This is a genomic window from Caballeronia zhejiangensis (assembly GCF_000698575.1).
Classification (GTDB): domain Bacteria; phylum Pseudomonadota; class Gammaproteobacteria; order Burkholderiales; family Burkholderiaceae; genus Caballeronia; species Caballeronia zhejiangensis.
In genome coordinates, this window is sequence record NZ_JFHD01000020.1 from 96,878 (window position 1) to 114,393 (window position 17,516).

The following is a 17,516-nucleotide window of genomic DNA, read 5'->3' on the forward strand; positions in this document are numbered from 1 at the left end:
TGACGCCGGAGCGCGTCACGCGCGCCCGGCGAGATATCCGACGAGCAATGCGAGACCCGCCACCGCGCCGAGCGTGTGCCACGGCTTGTCGTGAACGAACTCGTCGGCGTAACCGGCTGCGTCGTTCAGTCTGCCGGTGAGCGCCGTGCCCGCGCCGTTCATCTGCGAACGGGCGGTCTTGAGGCGCGATTGCAGTTCCTTGCGCAGCTTGTCGGCATCGACGTCCCTTGCGCCGGAGATCGAGCTTTCCAGATCATCGAGCAGGCTGCGCAACTGGCTGCTCGCCGAATCGACCGCGTCGCTCGCACCGCGTACCGCGCGCTGGCCGACATCGGCTGCGCCATTGATCTTGCTGTCGAGCGTCGAACGTGTGAACAATCCCATTTCCATGCTCCTTTATTGACGTTTGCCGAGGAATGAATATCGCCGGGTCCGTCCGCGATGCGCCATGCGGATGCCCGCGATCGGCCGCGCCGGGCCGTACATGGCGTTACGACCCGACCCCGCCGCCGGCGTTCCTCCATGGTTTCCTCGTGAGCCGGCGCCGGGGCATGAACCCAGAATACACCGTTCACCGTGGAGCAAGGTTCATTCCTCGACGAGCGCGACGAGATCGGTTTCGCGCTCGTTGTGCGTGTGGCGGCGCATCGCCAGCGCCATCATCAGGCACACGAAGACGCCGAACGCGACGATGATCCACTGCACCGGCACCTTCTCCGTCAACAGCAAGGCGTAAGCGCCGAGCATCGCGAGCACGGCGAGATTCTGGTTGAAGTTCTGCACCGCGATGGAATGTCCGGCCGACAGCAGCGTCGCGCCGCGATGCTGCAGGATCGCGTTCATCGGCACGATGAAAAAGCCCGACAGGCCGCCGAGCGCGATCATCAGCGGATAGGCCATCAGGATGTACGCCGGCGCGAAGAGCGGACCGATATGCACGCCCGCGCCGGCCGGAAAGAGGTCCTTGTTGTAGAACGCCATCGCGACCGCGACCGCGCCGATCAGCACGCCGACCGGCAGCACTTTCAGCGATTGGCGCAGCACGATCCACGCGGACGCCGCCGCCGCGCCGAGCGCGATGCCCACGCCCGTCACGCCCTGCAGCACGGCGGCTTTGGAGAGCGACAGGCCGAGGTTCGCATCGGCCCATTTCAGCACGAGCAATTGCAGCGTGACGGCCGCGCCCCAGAGCAGCGTCGTGACCCACAGCGCGATCTGCGCGAGCTTGTCCTTCCACAGCACCATGAAGCAGCGCGAGAAATCGTGGACGAGCTTCGTCGGTTCGTTCAGCAGATTCGGATAGCGCGCGCCGGTATCGGGGATGAATACGTTGATGACGGCCGCCGACGCGTAGATCACCATCACGGCGAAGAGCGCGGCGTGCGCGGCGCTGCTCACGAACGGCAGATGCGCGTGCTCGACCCAGCGCCCGACGACCTGGCTCACGAGCGCGCCGCCGATCACGGTGCCGAGAATCGTCGAGCCGACCGTCGCCGATTCGAGCCACGCGTTCGCCACGATCAGCTTTTGCGGCGGCAAGAGCTCGGTGAGAATGCCGTATTTCGCGGGCGAATAGGCCGCCGCGCCGAGGCCGACGACGCCATACGCGATCATCGGATGCACGCCCGCGATCATCATCGCGCAGCCGGCCGCCTTGAGCGCGTTCGACGTGAACATGACGTGGCGCTTCTGGATCGCATCGGCGAATGCGCCGACGAATGGCGCGAGCAGAACATACGAAATCGTGAAGAAGATCTGCAACAGCGGCGTGACCCACGGCGCGGAATGCACGACGGCGAGCATGGCGATCGCCGCGATCAGGAGCGCATTGTCGGCGAGCGACGAAACGAACTGCGCGGCGATGATCGTATAGAAGCCTTTCTTCATGAGCGGGAATGACGTGGGGCGCGGCGCGCGGCGTGAGAGCGGGGCAGGCGGAAGAAAGCGCGCATCGCCGTTGCCGGAACGAGGGCAAAGCTTGCACTGTAACGGAGCCCTGCATTCGGTGCAGAGCAGGCGGCGCGCCCGGGATGCGGAAGAGGTCAAACAAAAGGGGCGCAAGACGCGCCCCCTCGATGCTGCTTATTCGCCGGTCAGGCGCGTGCGCGAGTACATGTCGAGGATCTTGACCATCTGCGCGTAGACCTTCGGATTGGCGGCGACGATTTCGTTTCTGAACAGGAAATCCGATTCGCCGGTGTAGTTGCCGACGAGTCCGCCCGCTTCGGTCACGATGAGGCTGCCCGCCGCCACATCCCACGGATGGATGCCTTGCTCGAAGAAGCCGTCGAGACGGCCGGCCGCGACGTTCGCGAGATCCAGCGCCGCCGCGCCCGGACGGCGCAGCCCTGCGCACGACAGCGTCATTTCGCTGAAGAGGCGCATATAGGCGTTCAGACCCTGGCCGTCGCGGAACGGGAAGCCGGTGCCGATCAGCGCATCCGACAGACGGTCGAGCTTGCCCACGCGAATGCGTCGCTCGTTCAGATACGCGCCGCGGCCGCGCGATGCGGTGAAGAGGTCGTTGCGCGTCGGATCGTAGATGACCGCCTGCTGCACGACGCCCTTGTGCGCGAGCGCGATCGACACGCAGTAGTACGGAAAGCCGTGGATGAAGTTGGTGGTGCCGTCGAGCGGATCGATGATCCACTGAAACTCCGACTCGCGATCCGTCGCGCCGGATTCTTCGGCGAGGATCGAGTGATCGGGATAGGCGGTGTGCAGCGTCTCGATGATCGCGGCTTCGGACGCCTTGTCGACTTCCGTCACGAAGTCGTTGTGCTGTTTCTTGCTGACCTGGAGACGATCCAGATCGAGCGACGCGCGGTTGATGATCTGTCCGGCGCGGCGGGCGGCCTTGACAGCGATATTGAGCATCGGATGCATGAGCGAAATCCTCTGACCGCCCAGCAGCTTCGTGTGGACGGGAAAATTGGCGACAACGACTATGTCGACGAAAGACGAATTGAATAAGAGCGGGGCGTTCGCGCGAAGGTTCTTTGGAAGCCACGCAAGAACCGTTCGCCGCGCGCGAAGGCGCCATTTTACCCGAAAGTGGCCGCGCGGTTCCGGCGCATGGCCAAAGCGCGTTAACATATCGGGTCGCACTTTCTTCAAAATTCAGCACGAACCGCGCCTTGGAACCCAACGAACTTTCCGCGCCCGCCGGCGGCTTCACGTCGACGCGCTTCATCCTGGTCGAGCCGAGTCATCCGGGCAATGTCGGCGCGGCCGCCCGCGCGCTCAAGACGATGGGCTTCGCGCGCCTCGTCCTCGTCGCGCCGCGCGTGACCGACGTCAAGAACGAGCCCGAAGCCATCGCGATGGCCTCCGGCGCCGACGACGTGCTCGCGTCCGCGCATGTCGTCGACACGCTCGCCGATGCGCTCGTCGGCGTGCGCTGGTCGGTCGCGCTGACCGCGCGTATGCGCGAATACGGGCCGCCGCAGATGCCGCCGCGCGCGCTCGCCGAACGCGCGCATGAATTCGTGCGCCACGGCGATATCGCGCTCGTGTTCGGCAACGAGCGCACCGGGCTTTCCAACGCGGACGTCGAAAGATGCAGCGCGCTCGCACATATTCCGGCCAATCCAGCCTACAGCTCGCTCAATCTCGCGCAGGCCGTGCAGGTGCTCGCGTATGAACTACGCGTCGCGTTCCAGACGTCCGCGAGCCCGCTTGCCGTGGTGGAATCGGCGGGGCAGAGCGCATCGAGCGATGAAATCGAAGGCATGTACGCGCATCTCGAAGACGCGCTCGTCGCGCTCGATTTTCTCGATCCGGCCAATCCGAAGAAGCTGATGTCGCGCGTGCGGCGGATGTTCGCGCGTTCCGGGCTCGAGCGCGAAGAAGTGAATATTTTGCGCGGCATCGCGAAGCACATCCTCCTTCGGACGAAAAAGGACTGACCGCGCTGGCGTCGGGGGCATCGGGCAGACTGCGCGCGCTCGTCCTACAATCGGCGAAAAACGGCGAACGCCGATAAGCTTTGCGCGATTCGTGCAAAGCACTCGTCCCCCTTTCAGAGACATCGCCATGTTCGACCGACTTCGCGAAGACATCGCCGCCATCCGCGAGCGCGATCCCGCCGCCCGCAGCGCCTGGGAAGTCGTCACCTGTTATCCGGGGCTGCACGCGATCGTCCTGCATCGCATCGCGAACGCGTGCTGGCGCGGACAGTGGCGCTGGCTCGCGCGGTTCGTGTCGCAGATCGCGCGCTTTCTCACCGGCATCGAAATTCATCCGGGCGCGACGCTCGGACGGCGCGTGTTCATCGATCACGGCATGGGCGTCGTGATCGGCGAGACGGCCGAAATCGGCGACGACTGCACGATCTATCAGGGCGTGACGCTCGGCGGCACGTCGCTCACGCGCGGCGCGAAACGTCATCCGACGCTCGGGCGCGGCGTGATCGTCGGTGCGGGCGCGAAGGTGCTCGGCGGCTTCACGGTCGGCGCCGATGCGAAGATCGGCTCGAATGCGGTCGTCGTGAAGCCGGTGCCGGCGGGCGGTACGGCGGTGGGCAATCCGGCGCGCATCGTGATGCCGGCCGTCGCGAAGAAGCCATCCGATGAAACCGCGAAGAGCGGCTTTTGCGCTTACGGCATTACGCCGAACGCGGACGATCCCGTGTCGCTCGCGATCCACGGGCTGATCGATCACGCGTCGACGCAGACGCAGCGCATCGACGACATCGTCGCGGCGCTCGAACGGCTCGGCGCGCGCGTGGAAGCGCTCAACGCCGTCGATGGCGCCGCGCTCGTCGATCTCAAGCGCCTGTGCACGTCGATGGATGGCAAGGCGGCGGACGAGCGCGCCGCGTCGCTCGAACGCGCGAGTTAAAGCGGCAGCGGGCGCACGCCTTCTTCATCGACGCGCAGATAGCCGCCGCGCGGCGGGTCCGCGTCGAGTTCCCAGTCGGGCAGAACCCAGCGCACGCCTGCGACTTCGCGATGCATCGCCGGACGATGCGTGTGGCCGTGAATCAGCGTGTTCGTGCGGCTATTGATGAAGAGTTCCGCGACCGCTTTCTTCGTCACGTCGTACTTCGCCTTGACGCCGGTGGTCACGCGCGCGCCCTCGCTTTTCGAGCGCATGCGCTGGCCGATGCCCAGGCGCGTGTCGAGCGGCAACGCCAGAAAGAGCCGTTGCGCGAGCTTGTTGCGCGCGAACGAGCGAAAGGCTTGATAGGCGCGATCGGCGGTGCACAGGCCATCGCCGTGGGCGAGCACGATGCGCTTGCCGAACGCGGTGATGACGAACGGATCGGGCAGCGGCAGCGCGCCTGCATCTTTCATGAAGCGCTTGCCCAGCAGGAAATCGCGATTGCCGTGCATCACATATAGGCCGATGCCGCGTTCCGAGAGCGTATGCATGAGGCGCGTCATGCGGCGCGCGAAGCTGGCGCGCGGGTCGGTCGCGGGGCCGTCGAGAATGTCGTCGCCGATCCAGAACTCGAACAGGTCGCCGAGGATGAAGACCGAATCGGCGTCGTTCGCCGTGACCTCGATGAAATGCTCGAAGGCCGCAACCGTTTTCGGAATCGCTTCGGAAAGATGCAGATCGCCAATGAAAAACAGCGGGCGCGCGTTTTTCGCTGTGCCCGCTGCTTCGCGATCGAATGAAGTCTTCGTATCGATCATGCAATGACCGTGATCAGACCACGACGGCCTTCTCGATCACCACGTCGTCGACCGGAACGTCCTGGTGGAAGCCCTTCGAGCCGGTCTTCACCTTCTTGATCTTCTCGACCACGTCCATGCCTTCGACAACCTTGCCGAACACGGTGTAGCCCCAGCCTTGCGGCGTCGGCGACGAGTGGTTCAGGAAGTCGTTGTCCTTCACGTTGATGAAGAACTGTGCAGTCGCCGAATGCGGGTCGTTCGTGCGCGCCATCGCGATCGAGCCGTTTTCGTTCTTGAGGCCGTTGTTGGCTTCGTTGTCGATCGGCGCATCGGTCGGCTTCTGCTTCATGCCCGGCTCGAAGCCGCCGCCCTGGATCATGAAGCCATCGATCACGCGATGAAACACGGTGTTGTCGTAATGACCCTTCTTCACGTAGTTGAGGAAGTTCTCGACCGTCTTCGGGGCCTTGTCGGCGTCCAGTTCAATCTTGATGACGCCGTGGTTCGTATGCAGTTCGACCATGATGATGTTCTCTCCATTGTGTTTGATTGAGCCCTGGCGCAGCGCGCGCCAGGTCAGCGACAGGCGCTTACGGATTACTGCGGGACCACGGTGGCCGACTCGATCACGGTCGGCTTTTGCGGCACGTCCTGCATCGGGCCGCGCGTGGTGGTCGGGCTGCCTTCGATCTTCTTCACGACGTCCATGCCCGCGACGACCTTGCCGAACACGGCGTAGCCGTTGCCGTCCGGGCTCGGATAGTCGAGACCCGCATTATCGACGGTATTGATGAAGAACTGCGCGGTGGCCGAATTCGGATCGCTCGTGCGCGCCATCGCGAGCGTGCCGGTGGCGTTCTTCAGACCGTTCTTGCTTTCGAGCGGAATCGGCGCGCGCGTCGGCTTCTCGGCGAAGCTCGTGCTATAGCCGCCGCCCTGGATCATGAAGCCCGGAATCACACGATGAAAGATCGTGCCGCTGTACTGACCGGACTTCACGTAGTCGAGAAAGTTCGCGACCGTCTTCGGCGCTTTCTCGGGATACAGCTCGACCTTGATGTCGCCTTGCGTGGTCTTGAAGAGCACGGTGGGGTGCGCGGCCTGCGCGTTCGGCTGCGCTAACGCAGGCGTGGTCGCGATCAGGGCAGCGCTCGACAGCGCCAACATCAGGAATTTCATGAAGGATCGATCCTCGTGTGGTGAATGCAAACAGTCGGCCGCGAATGCGCCTGCTTATGGCTGCGCTTGCGGCGCGACGTATGGCGTGGCCGGCAGCGGGCTCGTCGGGCCGCCGAACGGCGCGTAATCGTCGGGACCGGGCATCGTCGGCGAGGCGGCTCCGGATGCCGGCGCCCATTCGTCCGCGGCCGGACTTGGCGCAATTGCCGCGCCCGTTCCCGATGCGCCTTCTGCCGCGCCCGCGCGCTTCTTCGGCGGGTTGTAGATGTTCTGAATCGCCGTGATGCGCTGGCGCGTGAGCGGACTCTTCGAGCCGAGCGATTGCGCGCGCTTGTACGACTCGCTCGCGAGACGAAGATAAAGATCGCCCAGGTTGTCATAGGCGAGCGCGTAGCCTGGATTCGCCTTGACCGCGGTTTCGAGCGCGACGCGTGCATCCTCGTAGCGGCCCTTCTTCGCGTAGAGCGCGGCGAGGTTGTTGTACGGCTCCGGCAATTCGGGATAGGCTTGCGTGAGCTCGGTGAAGGCGGCGATGGCTTCGTCGTCGCGATTCAGGCGCGCGAGCACGGTGGCGCGCTTGAACTTTGCCTGCACGTCGCGCGGGTTGCTCGCGATGCGCGCATCGAGTTGTGTTAGCGCGGCGTTCCAGTCCTTGCCCGCGATGGCCGAATCGATCTGCGGCGTGTCGTCGCGAGTTGCGGTCGAGGTCTGCGCGAGCGCGGCCCCGGACATGCCGACACATGCGAAGCCGAGCGCCGCGATGGCGAGCGTCCGGGAAACGAGCCGGCAAGAGAGTTGCAGAGGCGTGCGCGCGTGGCGATGAGTCACTTGGAATCGAGTCAATGAATGAGGCTGCGAAAGAAGCCGTGAAAGCGGCGAAAGGGACGGCGAGCGCCCGAGCACGCGAAGGCGTGCGAGCACTGGAGAACGAGCGGAAATGCCCGATGCGGCGTCGTGTCCGGCAAGGCTTTCGGCCCGGCCCGGAGCGCGGCTTGCCATGCCCGCCGCGCGGCCGCTTCGAGATTTCATAGGCTCAAGTCCCGGTGTTATACTCCGACCCATTCTAACAAAAGGTCTGCACGTCCCGCGCACGAGTCTTGCGCCTGGATCTCCAGGCGAGCATCTCGCGCCGACTCCAGACTGTCTTTCGCCACTCGTGGCCGTCTCCGTCCTGGTCGCATGACCGTCGTGTTCGCGCTCGCGTGTGGGTCTCTTCGCTCCCGCGCGTATCGCTCACGGCGCTCGCTGCCCGGCACACGGTTGATTCCGGCCCATGCTTCGCCTTCTATGAACTCGCTGCGCATCTACAACACGCTCGCGCGTGACAAGCAAACCTTCACGCCGCTTCGCGCCGGCGAGGTACGCATGTATGTCTGCGGAATCACCGTGTATGACTACTGTCACGTCGGGCACGCGCGCATGTTCGTGGTGTTCGACATCGTTCAGCGATGGCTGCGCGAGATCGGCTACAAGGTGACTTACGTCCGCAACATCACCGACATCGACGACAAGATCATTCGCCGCGCGGTGGAGAACAACGAATCGATCAAGTCGCTCACGCAGCGTTTCATCGAGGCGATGTATGAGGACATGGACGCGCTCGGCGTCGCGCGTGCGGACATCGAGCCGCGCGCGACCGAGTTCGTGCCGCAGATGCTCGGCATGATCGATGCGTTGCACGCCAACGGTTATGCATATCAGGCCAAAGACGGCGACGTGAATTACTCGGTGCGCAAGTTCACCGACTACGGCAAGCTGTCCGGCAAGTCGATCGAAGACTTGCGCGCGGGCGAGCGCGTCACGGCCAACGACGCCAAGGAAGATCCGCTCGACTTCGTGCTGTGGAAGCAATCGAAGGCGGGCGAGCCGGAAGACACAGGCTGGAACTCGAAGTGGGGCCGCGGGCGTCCCGGCTGGCACATCGAATGTTCCGCGATGGGCTGCACGTTGCTCGGCGAACAGTTCGACATCCACGGTGGCGGCATGGATCTCCAGTTCCCGCATCACGAGAACGAGATCGCGCAGAGCGAAGGCGCAACCGGAAAGCAGTTCGTGAACTACTGGATGCACAACGGCTTTGTGCAGATCGACAGTGAAAAGATGTCGAAGTCGCTCGGCAACTTTTTCACGATCCGCGAAGTTCTTGAAAAATTTGATGCTGAAGTCGTGCGCTTCTTTATTGCGCGGGCACACTATCGGTCGCCGCTGAATTACAGCGACGTGCATATCGACGACGCAAAGAACGCGTTGACGCGCCTATATACGGCGTTGAAGGATGTCGAGCCGGACAATCAGCAACTTGACTGGAGCGAGGCGAACGCGCAGCGTTTCCAGTCTGCGATGAACGACGACTTCAACACGCCGGTGGCCGTGTCGGTGTTGTTCGATCTCGCGAGCGAAGTGAATCGTACGCGCGATGCCGCGCTCGCTCGTCAGCTCAAGGGTCTTGCGGGCGTGCTCGGACTGCTTCAGCGCGAGCCGCGTGCGTTCCTGCAGCGGGCGAGCGGCGCAGGCTCGAGCGAGGGACTCTCGCCGCAAGAGATCGAAGCGAAGATCGCCGAGCGCATCGCCGCGAAGCGGGCGAAGAACTATGCCGAAGCAGACCGGATTCGCGCTGCATTGCTCGAAGCCGGTATTGCGCTTGAAGACAAACCGGGTGGGTCGACCGAATGGCGCCGCGTTTGAGCGCGGCCCTTCGAACCCTCTGATCGACTCACCAGGCAGGAGGCAAGATGGCAACGGCCAGGAAGACGCCGGTCAAGCGACCCGCGTCTGTCAGCGATGCGTCGGGCGCAACGAAGCGCGCGAGCAGCGCACAAACGAAAGTGAACACGCAGAAGATCGATGGCGCAGGTGCGGCGGCCGGCAAGACGGCGAAGCCGGCGCGCAGCGTTGCGCTCAAGGCCGCGAAGCCGGAGACGGCAACGCGCCTGAACGGCGCTGCGCGCGCATCGAAAGCGGGCACGGAAGAAGCCGAAGCGTCGCCCGCGAAGGGCAACGGCCGCGCGATCGCAGGCGATGGCGCGCGCGCTCAGGCGCTCGTCGCCGAACGCGGCGAAGTGGTGCGCAAGTCGCGCGTCGTCACATCGGATGCCGCGGTGCCCGTGCAGATCGGCGGACTCACGCGCGAAGCCGTTCGTCCCGACTACTGGGACCGCGCGTGCGCAGATTTGATGCGACGCGACCGCATACTCAAGAAGCTGATTCCGAAGTTCGGCGAGATTCATCTCGTCAATCTCGGCGATCCGTTCTCCACGCTCGCGCGTTCCGTTGCCGGCCAGCAGATTTCGGTGAAGGCCGCGCAGGCGATCTGGGAACGGGTGAAGGGCGCATGTCCCGAGGTTCATCCGGCGCACTTCATCAAGCTCGGTCACGAGAAACTGCAGGCGTGCGGCTTATCCAAACGCAAGGCCGAGTACATTCTCGATCTCGCGCAGCATTTCGAATCGGGCGCGCTGCACGTCGACGCATGGACGTCGATGGACGACGAAGCCGTCATCGCCGAGCTCACGCAGATTCGCGGCATCGGCCGATGGACGGCGGAGATGTTCCTCATCTTCAATCTGTCGCGCCCGGACGTCCTGCCGCTCGACGATCTCGGCCTGATTCAGGCGATCAGCGTCAACTACTTCAGCGGCGAGCCGGTGACGCGCAGCGAGGCGCGCGAAGTGGCGGCGAACTGGGAACCGTGGCGCACGGTCGCGACGTGGTACATGTGGCGCAGCCTCAATCCGATTCCGTCAGATCACTAAAATAACCACGCGAAAAGCGCGCGCTATCGTTGCTTTATAATCGATAGTTCACGCGCGAATTTTTGAGGGGCGGACGCGGTTAGAATACGCGCTGCCCGATGTTCCCAGGACTCGAACATATGAAGACCACGTTTCTGGATTTCGAGCAGCCGATCGCTGAACTCGAAGCGAAGATCGAAGAACTCCGCTTCGTTCAGGACGATTCCGCTGTCGATATTTCGGAAGAAATCGAGCGGCTGTCGAAGAAGAGCCAGCAGCTCACGAAGGATCTCTACGCAAACCTGTCGCCGTGGCAGGTTTCGCAGATTGCGCGTCACCCGCAGCGTCCGTACACGCTCGATTACGTCAGCGAGCTTTTCACCGATTTTCATGAATTGCATGGCGACCGCGCATTCGCGGACGACCTTGCGATCGTCGGCGGCTTCGCGCGCTTCAATGGCCAGCCGTGCATGGTGATCGGCCATCAGAAGGGCCGCGACACGAAGGAACGCGCGCTGCGCAACTTCGGCATGCCGCGTCCGGAAGGCTATCGCAAGGCGGAGCGCCTGATGCGTACCGCCGAGAAGTTCAGCTTGCCCATTTTCACGTTCGTCGATACGCCGGGCGCGTACCCGGGCATCGGCGCGGAAGAGCGCGGCCAGTCGGAAGCCATCGGCCGCAATCTCTATGTGATGGCGGAGCTCAAGACGCCGATCATCACGACGATCATCGGTGAAGGCGGCTCGGGCGGCGCGCTGGCGATCGCCGTCGCCGATACCGTGATGATGCTGCAGTTCTCCACGTACTCGGTCATTTCGCCGGAAGGCTGTGCGTCGATCCTGTGGAAGAGCGCGGCGAAGGCGCCGGAAGCGGCCGAAGCGCTCGGCCTCACGGCGCATCGTCTTAAGGCGCTCGGTCTCATCGACAAGATCGTGAACGAGCCGCTCGGCGGCGCGCATCGCGACGCGAAGGGCATGGCCGCGCTCCTGCGCCGCGCACTCGCCGATTCGCTGCGTCAGTTCCAGGGCATGAGCGTCAACGACTTGCGCGAGCGCCGCTTCGAAAAGCTGATGGCGTACGGCAAGTTCAAGGAATCGCTGCCGGGCGCGTAATCCGTTCCCGTCATCTTCGTCATCTCATCCATCACGAACTCTCGTGACATCCGATAACGAAACCCCGGCCGGCCGCCTCGTGTTACAGGCGGTGCGCGCGGCGGTTTCGGACGCGGACCTTTCCCCGGATTCACTTCTCGCGGTCGCATTGAGCGGCGGGCTCGACTCCACCGTGCTGCTCGACGCGGCCGTGAGTTGCTTCGGCGCGCGACGTGTGATCGCGCTGCATGTTCATCACGGTCTGAGTCCGAACGCCAACGCGTGGGCCGCGCATTGCGAGCGCTTTGCGGCGTCGCTCGGCGTGCGGTATGACGCGCGTCATGTCGATGTCGCGCGGACCGGCGGCGAGAGCCTCGAAGCCACGGCGCGCGACGCGCGTTATCGCGCGCTCGACGAGCTCTGCGATCAGCATGGCGCGGCGGCGCTGCTCATCGCGCATCATGCCGACGATCAGGCGGAAACCGTGCTGCTGCAACTGCTGCGCGGCGCGGGCGTCGCGGGCCTCGCGGCGATGGCGCCGCAACGCGCGGACGGCGCCGCGCCGCGTGTGCGTCCGCTGCTGCGCCTGCTGCGCGCGCAACTGGAGCAATACGCGCACGAGCGCGACCTGAGCTGGATCGACGACGAATCCAACGCCGACACGCGCTATTCGCGCAACGCGCTGCGCCATGACGTGCTGCCGATGCTCGCGGTGCATTTTCCCGGCTTTCGCGATGCCCTCGCGCGCACGGCATCGCATGCCGCGGCGGCGCAGCGGCTTTTGGATCAGCTTGCGCGCATCGATCTGGGACACGTTCAGAGCGCCGACGAAGAGGGCGCGCTCGTGCTCGACGCGTTTCTCGCACTCGACGACGAGCGCGCGATCAATCTCATGCGTTTCTGGATCCGCTCGCGCGGTTTGATGGCGGCATCGACGGCGCGCATCGCCGACATGTTGCGTCAGTTGCGCGATGCCGCCGCCGCGCGCGATGGCCACGCGCTGCGCGTCGATCATGCGGGGCACAGCTTGCGCGTGTATCGCAATCTGCTGTTCTGGGAAGCCGGCGACAGCGCCGATGCGCCCGATCTCGATGAAGGCGCGGCCGCGCTCAAAGTCGCGGCGGAACTGCTATGGCAGGGCGAAGAGGTGTGGCGTCTGCCGCAATGGCGCGGCTCGTTCGTGTTCGAGCCCGCTGATTCTTCCGCCGACGATGTCGTCGGGGAGGGCGTGTTGCGCGCCGCGCCGCTCGTCGCGCGTTCGCGTGCGGGCGGCGAGCGCATGCGCGTCGCGGCCGAAGCGCCGAGCCGCACGCTCAAGAACCTCTTTCAGGAGCGCGGCGTGCCGGCCTGGAAGCGCGATGTGCCGCTGCTTTTCATCGGCGAGGCGCTGCTGTTCGTGCCGCATGTCGGCGTGAACCGCGAGGCCGCGCCGAGCGCCGCGCACGGACCGCTGCGGCGCATTTCGTGGCGGCCGGATTTGCTGCTCGTGTGAGGCGCTTTGGGCAAACGTTGCGCCGAAGCCGGTAAAATCGCCGTCACCGGTGCCTCATCTTGTAATTTCAGCCTCGATCGGGTACGGTAACTCGTTTTCGCCCAAGCGCGTTTTTGCGCGGCATCTGCGTTCAAAAGACTCGATTTCGCCCGCAACGACGCATCCGCTCGCGTCGCTTATCAATGGCGCGAGCGTGCGAAGGGCGTGCGGCAGCGCCCGCGTATCGTAGCCGGCTTCGACATCCCCTGAAGCGATCGAGCGCGAGTCTCGAGCGTTCTCGCGTCAAAGCGCGTGAAGCGCGGTTTTCTCTCCAGTTCAAGAACGACAATGGCACTCATCGTACACAAATACGGCGGCACTTCGATGGGCTCGGTCGAGCGCATCAAGAACGTCGCCAAGCGCGTCGCCAAATGGCATAAGGCCGGCCACAAGATGGTCGTCGTGCCCTCGGCGATGTCCGGCGAAACCAATCGCCTGCTCGGTCTCGCGAAAGACATCAAGGCCGATCCGGACCCGCGCGAACTCGACATGATTGCCTCCACCGGCGAGCAGGTCAGCGTTGGCTTGCTGGCCATCGCGCTGCACGCGGAAGGCCTCGACGCCGTGAGTTATGCCGGCTGGCAAGTGCCGATCAAGACGGACAGCGCGTTCACGAAGGCGCGTATCAGCGAAATCGACGGCGAACGCGTGCTGAAGGACCTCGACGCGGGCAAGGTCGTCGTCATCACGGGCTTTCAGGGCGTCGATCCGGAAGGCCATATCGCGACGCTCGGACGCGGCGGCTCGGACACGTCGGCGGTTGCGATCGCGGCGGCGATGAAAGCGGACGAATGCCTGATCTACACCGACGTCGACGGCGTCTACACGACCGATCCGCGCGTGGTGGAAGAAGCGCGCCGGCTGGACCGCGTGACCTTCGAGGAAATGCTGGAGATGGCGAGCCTCGGCTCGAAAGTGCTGCAAATCCGCTCGGTGGAATTCGCCGGCAAGTATCAGGTGAAGACGCGTGTGCTCTCCAGCCTGACCGACCCGCTGATGCCGCTCGAAGCCGAAATGCACTCCGGCACCCTGATTACTTTTGAAGAAGACGAGAACATGGAAAAAGCAGTGATTTCTGGCATCGCGTTCCAGCGCGACGAAGCGCGCATCGCGGTCATGGGCGTGCCTGACAAGCCGGGCGTCGCGTATCAGATTCTCGGCCCGGTCGCCGATGCGAACATCGACATCGACATGATCATTCAGAACCAGAGCGTGAACGGCAAGACCGACTTCACGTTCACGGTCGGCCGCGGCGACTATCAGCGCGCGCTCGAAATCCTGAACAACCAGGTGAAGGGCCACGTCCAGGCCGAAACCGTGCTGGGCGACCCGAAGGTGTCGAAGGTGTCGGTGGTGGGCGTCGGCATGCGCTCGCACGTGGGTATTGCGAGCACGATGTTCCGCACGCTGTCGGAAGAGGGCATCAACATCCAGATGATCTCGACGTCCGAAATCAAGATCTCGGTGCTGATCGACGAGAAGTACACCGAACTCGCCGTGCGCGCGCTGCACAAGGCGTTCGAGCTGGATCGCGTGTAAGCGTGTGACGGAGATGTGAAGGCTCGCTGGCCTTCACATCGTTGCGGTTCGCTGAACGCGCGATTCCATATTGGCCGTTTCGAAAAAAATCGTCGTGTGAATTTGACCCCGGCCTGCGAACACGCTATTATCTCGATCTCGTTGCACTGCACTCCCGGTGCGGCGAAAAGTTTGGGAGACGTGGCCGAGAGGTCGAAGGCACTCCCCTGCTAAGGGAGCATCTGGCTAAAAACTGGATCGAGGGTTCGAATCCCTCCGTCTCCGCCAGTTGTCGTAGAAAGGCCCCGCAAGGTTAAAAACTTGCGGGGCTTTTTCTTTTTGCCGCGTTAGTCGGCGAAGTGCATTGCGGCGAAGTGCATTGCGGCGAAGTGCATTGCGACGAAGTGCATTGCGACGAAGTGCATCGCTTCGTCATCCTTCTGAATCGTCGCCGAAGAGAACGCGAGCGTCGCCGCTCGCGCTCAGTCACATCCTTACTTCCCCGACGCGATCCGGTCCTCGATATGCTTCGCGCGCGCCGGCGACGACGGATGCGAACTCAGCATGCTCGACTTGCCGCCATCGATGGTCGCGAGCTTCTGGAACGCCGTGACCAGTCCTTTCGGGTCGTAGCCCTTCTTCTTCTGCGTATCGAAGGAGTAATCGTCAGCGGCCGATTCCTGCGTTTGCGAGAACTGCGCGTTGACGAATTTTTCCGACAGATCGCCGAGCTGCGACGCCGACAGGCTTCCGACCATACCGCCCGCCGCCGAAGCCACCGTGCGCGCCGCCGACGTCGCGTACGCCACCTGCATCGCTTTCTTCGTATGGCCGAGCGCGACGTGCCCCATTTCGTGCCCGACGACACCGCGCACTTCGTCATCGTTCATCAGGTCCATGAGGCCGCTGTAAACGCGCACGCAGCCGTTCGCCATCGCCCACGCGTTGACGTCCTTCGTCAGATAGACCTTGTAATTGACCGGCACGCCGTTGATGTTGTCGCCGAGCTGCTTCGAAATCTTGTTCAAGCGCTGGGTGTACGGGCTGTTGGCCGCCGCGACTTTGTTTTCCTTGTCGAGTTCGGCACAGGACTTGTCGGACAGCGTGCGGACATCGGAGTCGCTCAGCGACAGCGCCTGAGTCGCCATTTGCCCGGATTGCATCAATTGGTTCGGATCCATGCTGCTCATGCTGCTGCACGACGCAAGTGTGAACACAGCGGAGGCCGCCAGCGCGATGCGGAAGATCATCATAGTTTTACCTTTCGAATGTTGTTGTGATCGTCGTTCTGCGCAGAGTGCGCGAACGCAGCGAAATGCTAATGACAGTCGATTCGTAAGCTATTCGAAAATTCCGATTTTGTCGGCAAAAAAGATGAAAACGCCAGCGGAAACCGTGCATCAGTCGCGCACGGAACGCGAATCAATCGGTCGCGCGCCTGCAGGCGGCGCGCACGCGTGCGGCGACGGATGCGGCGGGTGCGGCGTCCATCGCGATCGAAGCCGCGTCCGGCAAGGCTTCGGCGGCAAGCTGCGTGAGCGTCTGTCCCGGCGGCATCTCGACGAACACCTTCGCGCCGAGTTCGGCGAGCGCGATCGTCGATTCGTGCCAGCGCACCGGATAGCGCAGATTGGTGGCGAGGTCTTCGCGAATGGCGTCGGCGCGACGCAGCACGCGCGCGCCGCGATTGCCGATGTAGGCGATGCGCGGCGCCTCGATCCGCACCTTGCTCGCCGCTTCGCCGAGCCGTTGCGCGGCGCTTTCCAGCAGCACGCAATGCGAGGGCACGCTCACGCACAGCCGTTCGGCGCGCCGCGCGCCGCGCGACAGGGCGATGTCGCGGACTTGCGCGAGCGCGGCGTCGCTGCCCGAAAGGACGATTTGACGCGGCGCGTTCAGATTGCCGATGTAGGCGTCGGCGCCGCAATCGGCGATCGCGCGGGCGATCTCCCTTTCGTTGAGCCCGAGCACGGCGAGCATGCCGTAGCCGCTCGGATACGCGTCTTCCATCAGCCTGGCGCGCAGGCGCACGAGTTCGAGCGCATCGTCGAAACAAATCGCGCCGCACACGACCGCCGCGCCGAACGCCCCGACCGACAAGCCCGCGACGGCTTTCGGCTCGACGCCTTCCTCCGCGAGCGCGCGCGCCGCGGCCACGCCCGCGACGACGAGCGAAATCTGCACGGCGACGGTCGATTTGAGCGCGTCGGCGCTGTCGAGATCGCGGACGTCCGCGCCGAGCACATCGGATGCTTCGTCGAGCGTGCGGACGATCGCCGGATGCGGCTCGCCGCCGCCGAGCCGATGCAGAAAGCCCGGCGCTTGCGCGCCCTGTCCGGGAAAGAGGTACGCGATCATGCCGCTGCCCACGGATTCGCGACGAGGCGCGGGCCGTCGGCGTGCCGCAGCATGACGCGTAGTCCGACGCGCGCGAACTCCGCGAGCGAGAAAGCCGCGTCGCATGTTTCGATCTGCACGTCGATGCGCGTGTCTTCCTTCTGCGCCGCTCGCGAGAGCGCATCGAAGAGCGCCGATGCGTCTTCGCGGGGCAAGGGCGTCGGCGCGCGTACGACGATATCGAGGTCGCTGTCGCGCGTGATCGCCGGCATCGCGCACGCGAGCTCGAAGCCCGCGCTGCCGGCCGGGCCCCATTCGAGACCGCATCCGTCGATGATCGGCGCGACCGCGCGCAACAACGCGAACGCGGGCAGGTCGCGACGCGCCGGATCCGGCTCGCGCGTGCGCAGCGCTTCGGGCGTGAGCATCGCGTCGATGTGACGCGTCTCGATCCACGCGCCGAAGCGTTCGCCGCGCGCCATTCCGCGCACGCCGACGGGAATCG

At 64.2% G+C, this 17,516-nt stretch carries 17 protein-coding genes and 1 tRNA gene; 8 read left to right on the forward strand and 10 right to left on the reverse strand.

Going from position 1 to position 17,516, the window contains the following annotated elements; translation table 11 throughout:
• Positions 1–15: 15 nt before the first annotated feature.
• The 3 genes from BG60_RS23185 to BG60_RS23195 all read right to left on the reverse strand — a co-directional run bounded on the left by BG60_RS23185 (position 16) and on the right by BG60_RS23195 (position 2,886).
• Complete coding sequence (locus BG60_RS23185) at positions 16–384, reverse strand: ElaB/YgaM/YqjD family protein (RefSeq protein ID WP_008341847.1); 369 nt, start codon at positions 382–384, stop codon at positions 16–18.
• 204 nt (positions 385–588) lie between these two features.
• Positions 589–1,887 (reverse strand): lysophospholipid transporter LplT, encoded by a 1,299-nt coding sequence (gene lplT / locus BG60_RS23190; RefSeq protein ID WP_034473075.1) that lies wholly within the window; start codon positions 1,885–1,887, stop codon positions 589–591.
• A 195-nt stretch (positions 1,888–2,082) separates the two neighbouring features.
• Complete coding sequence (locus BG60_RS23195) at positions 2,083–2,886, reverse strand: inositol monophosphatase family protein (RefSeq protein WP_008341842.1); 804 nt, start codon at positions 2,884–2,886, stop codon at positions 2,083–2,085.
• 251 nt (positions 2,887–3,137) lie between these two features.
• Between BG60_RS23195 and BG60_RS23200 the strand changes: the two genes are divergently transcribed.
• Positions 3,138–3,908, forward strand: a complete 771-nt coding sequence (locus BG60_RS23200) for an RNA methyltransferase (protein ID WP_033535788.1) — start codon at positions 3,138–3,140, stop codon at positions 3,906–3,908.
• Between the two features lie 127 nt (positions 3,909–4,035).
• Positions 4,036–4,842 (forward strand): serine O-acetyltransferase, encoded by an 807-nt coding sequence (gene cysE / locus BG60_RS23205; RefSeq protein ID WP_008341838.1) that lies wholly within the window; start codon positions 4,036–4,038, stop codon positions 4,840–4,842.
• Here the strand turns inward: cysE and BG60_RS23210 are convergent.
• From BG60_RS23210 to BG60_RS23225, 4 genes are all read right to left on the reverse strand, one after another.
• The gene (locus BG60_RS23210; protein WP_008341837.1) at positions 4,839–5,642 is read right to left on the reverse strand and encodes a UDP-2,3-diacylglucosamine diphosphatase; all 804 of its coding nucleotides are present in this window, start codon (positions 5,640–5,642) and stop codon (positions 4,839–4,841) included. The two genes, cysE and BG60_RS23210, sit on opposite strands and share 4 nt — an antisense overlap.
• Before the next feature lie 13 nt (positions 5,643–5,655).
• Positions 5,656–6,147: a peptidylprolyl isomerase gene (locus tag BG60_RS23215; RefSeq protein ID WP_008341836.1), complete on the reverse strand. Its 492-nt coding sequence runs from the start codon at positions 6,145–6,147 to the stop codon at positions 5,656–5,658.
• Between the two features lie 74 nt (positions 6,148–6,221).
• Positions 6,222–6,803 carry a peptidylprolyl isomerase gene (locus BG60_RS23220; RefSeq protein ID WP_008341835.1) on the reverse strand — a complete coding sequence of 194 codons (582 nt, stop codon included), beginning with the start codon at positions 6,801–6,803 and terminating at the stop codon, positions 6,222–6,224.
• Between the two features lie 54 nt (positions 6,804–6,857).
• The gene (locus tag BG60_RS23225) at positions 6,858–7,535 is read right to left on the reverse strand and encodes a tetratricopeptide repeat protein (protein ID WP_167561861.1); all 678 of its coding nucleotides are present in this window, start codon (positions 7,533–7,535) and stop codon (positions 6,858–6,860) included.
• A 555-nt stretch (positions 7,536–8,090) separates the two neighbouring features.
• On the opposite strand from BG60_RS23225, the gene cysS reads away from it, so the two are divergent.
• From cysS to BG60_RS23255, 6 genes are all read left to right on the forward strand, one after another.
• On the forward strand, positions 8,091–9,488 hold the full coding sequence (gene cysS / locus BG60_RS23230; RefSeq protein WP_008341833.1) for a cysteine--tRNA ligase: 1,398 nt from the start codon (positions 8,091–8,093) through the stop codon (positions 9,486–9,488).
• A 47-nt stretch (positions 9,489–9,535) separates the two neighbouring features.
• A complete protein-coding gene (locus BG60_RS23235) occupies positions 9,536–10,555 on the forward strand; it encodes an endonuclease III domain-containing protein (protein ID WP_008341832.1) in 1,020 nt (339 codons plus the stop codon).
• Between the two features lie 119 nt (positions 10,556–10,674).
• A complete protein-coding gene (locus BG60_RS23240; RefSeq protein ID WP_008341830.1) occupies positions 10,675–11,646 on the forward strand; it encodes an acetyl-CoA carboxylase carboxyltransferase subunit alpha in 972 nt (323 codons plus the stop codon).
• A 43-nt stretch (positions 11,647–11,689) separates the two neighbouring features.
• Positions 11,690–13,117, forward strand: coding sequence for a tRNA lysidine(34) synthetase TilS (gene tilS / locus BG60_RS23245; protein WP_034473076.1), 1,428 nt, complete (start codon positions 11,690–11,692; stop codon positions 13,115–13,117).
• A 327-nt stretch (positions 13,118–13,444) separates the two neighbouring features.
• Positions 13,445–14,695 carry an aspartate kinase gene (locus BG60_RS23250; RefSeq protein WP_008341825.1) on the forward strand — a complete coding sequence of 417 codons (1,251 nt, stop codon included), beginning with the start codon at positions 13,445–13,447 and terminating at the stop codon, positions 14,693–14,695.
• 174 nt (positions 14,696–14,869) lie between these two features.
• A tRNA-Ser gene (locus BG60_RS23255) sits at positions 14,870–14,962 on the forward strand.
• A gap of 206 nt (positions 14,963–15,168) precedes the next feature.
• On the opposite strand, the gene loiP is transcribed toward BG60_RS23255, so the two are convergent.
• The 3 genes from loiP to BG60_RS23270 all read right to left on the reverse strand — a co-directional run.
• Positions 15,169–15,927, reverse strand: a complete 759-nt coding sequence (gene loiP / locus BG60_RS23260; protein WP_033535773.1) for a metalloprotease LoiP — start codon at positions 15,925–15,927, stop codon at positions 15,169–15,171.
• Positions 15,928–16,096: 169 nt separating this feature from the next.
• Positions 16,097–17,032 carry a malonate decarboxylase subunit epsilon gene (mdcH, locus tag BG60_RS23265; protein ID WP_033535786.1) on the reverse strand — a complete coding sequence of 312 codons (936 nt, stop codon included), beginning with the start codon at positions 17,030–17,032 and terminating at the stop codon, positions 16,097–16,099.
• A partial coding sequence (locus BG60_RS23270) for a malonate decarboxylase holo-ACP synthase (protein ID WP_034473078.1) occupies positions 17,029–17,516 on the reverse strand: 488 nt, incomplete at its 5' end. The genes BG60_RS23270 and mdcH, both read right to left, overlap by 4 nt.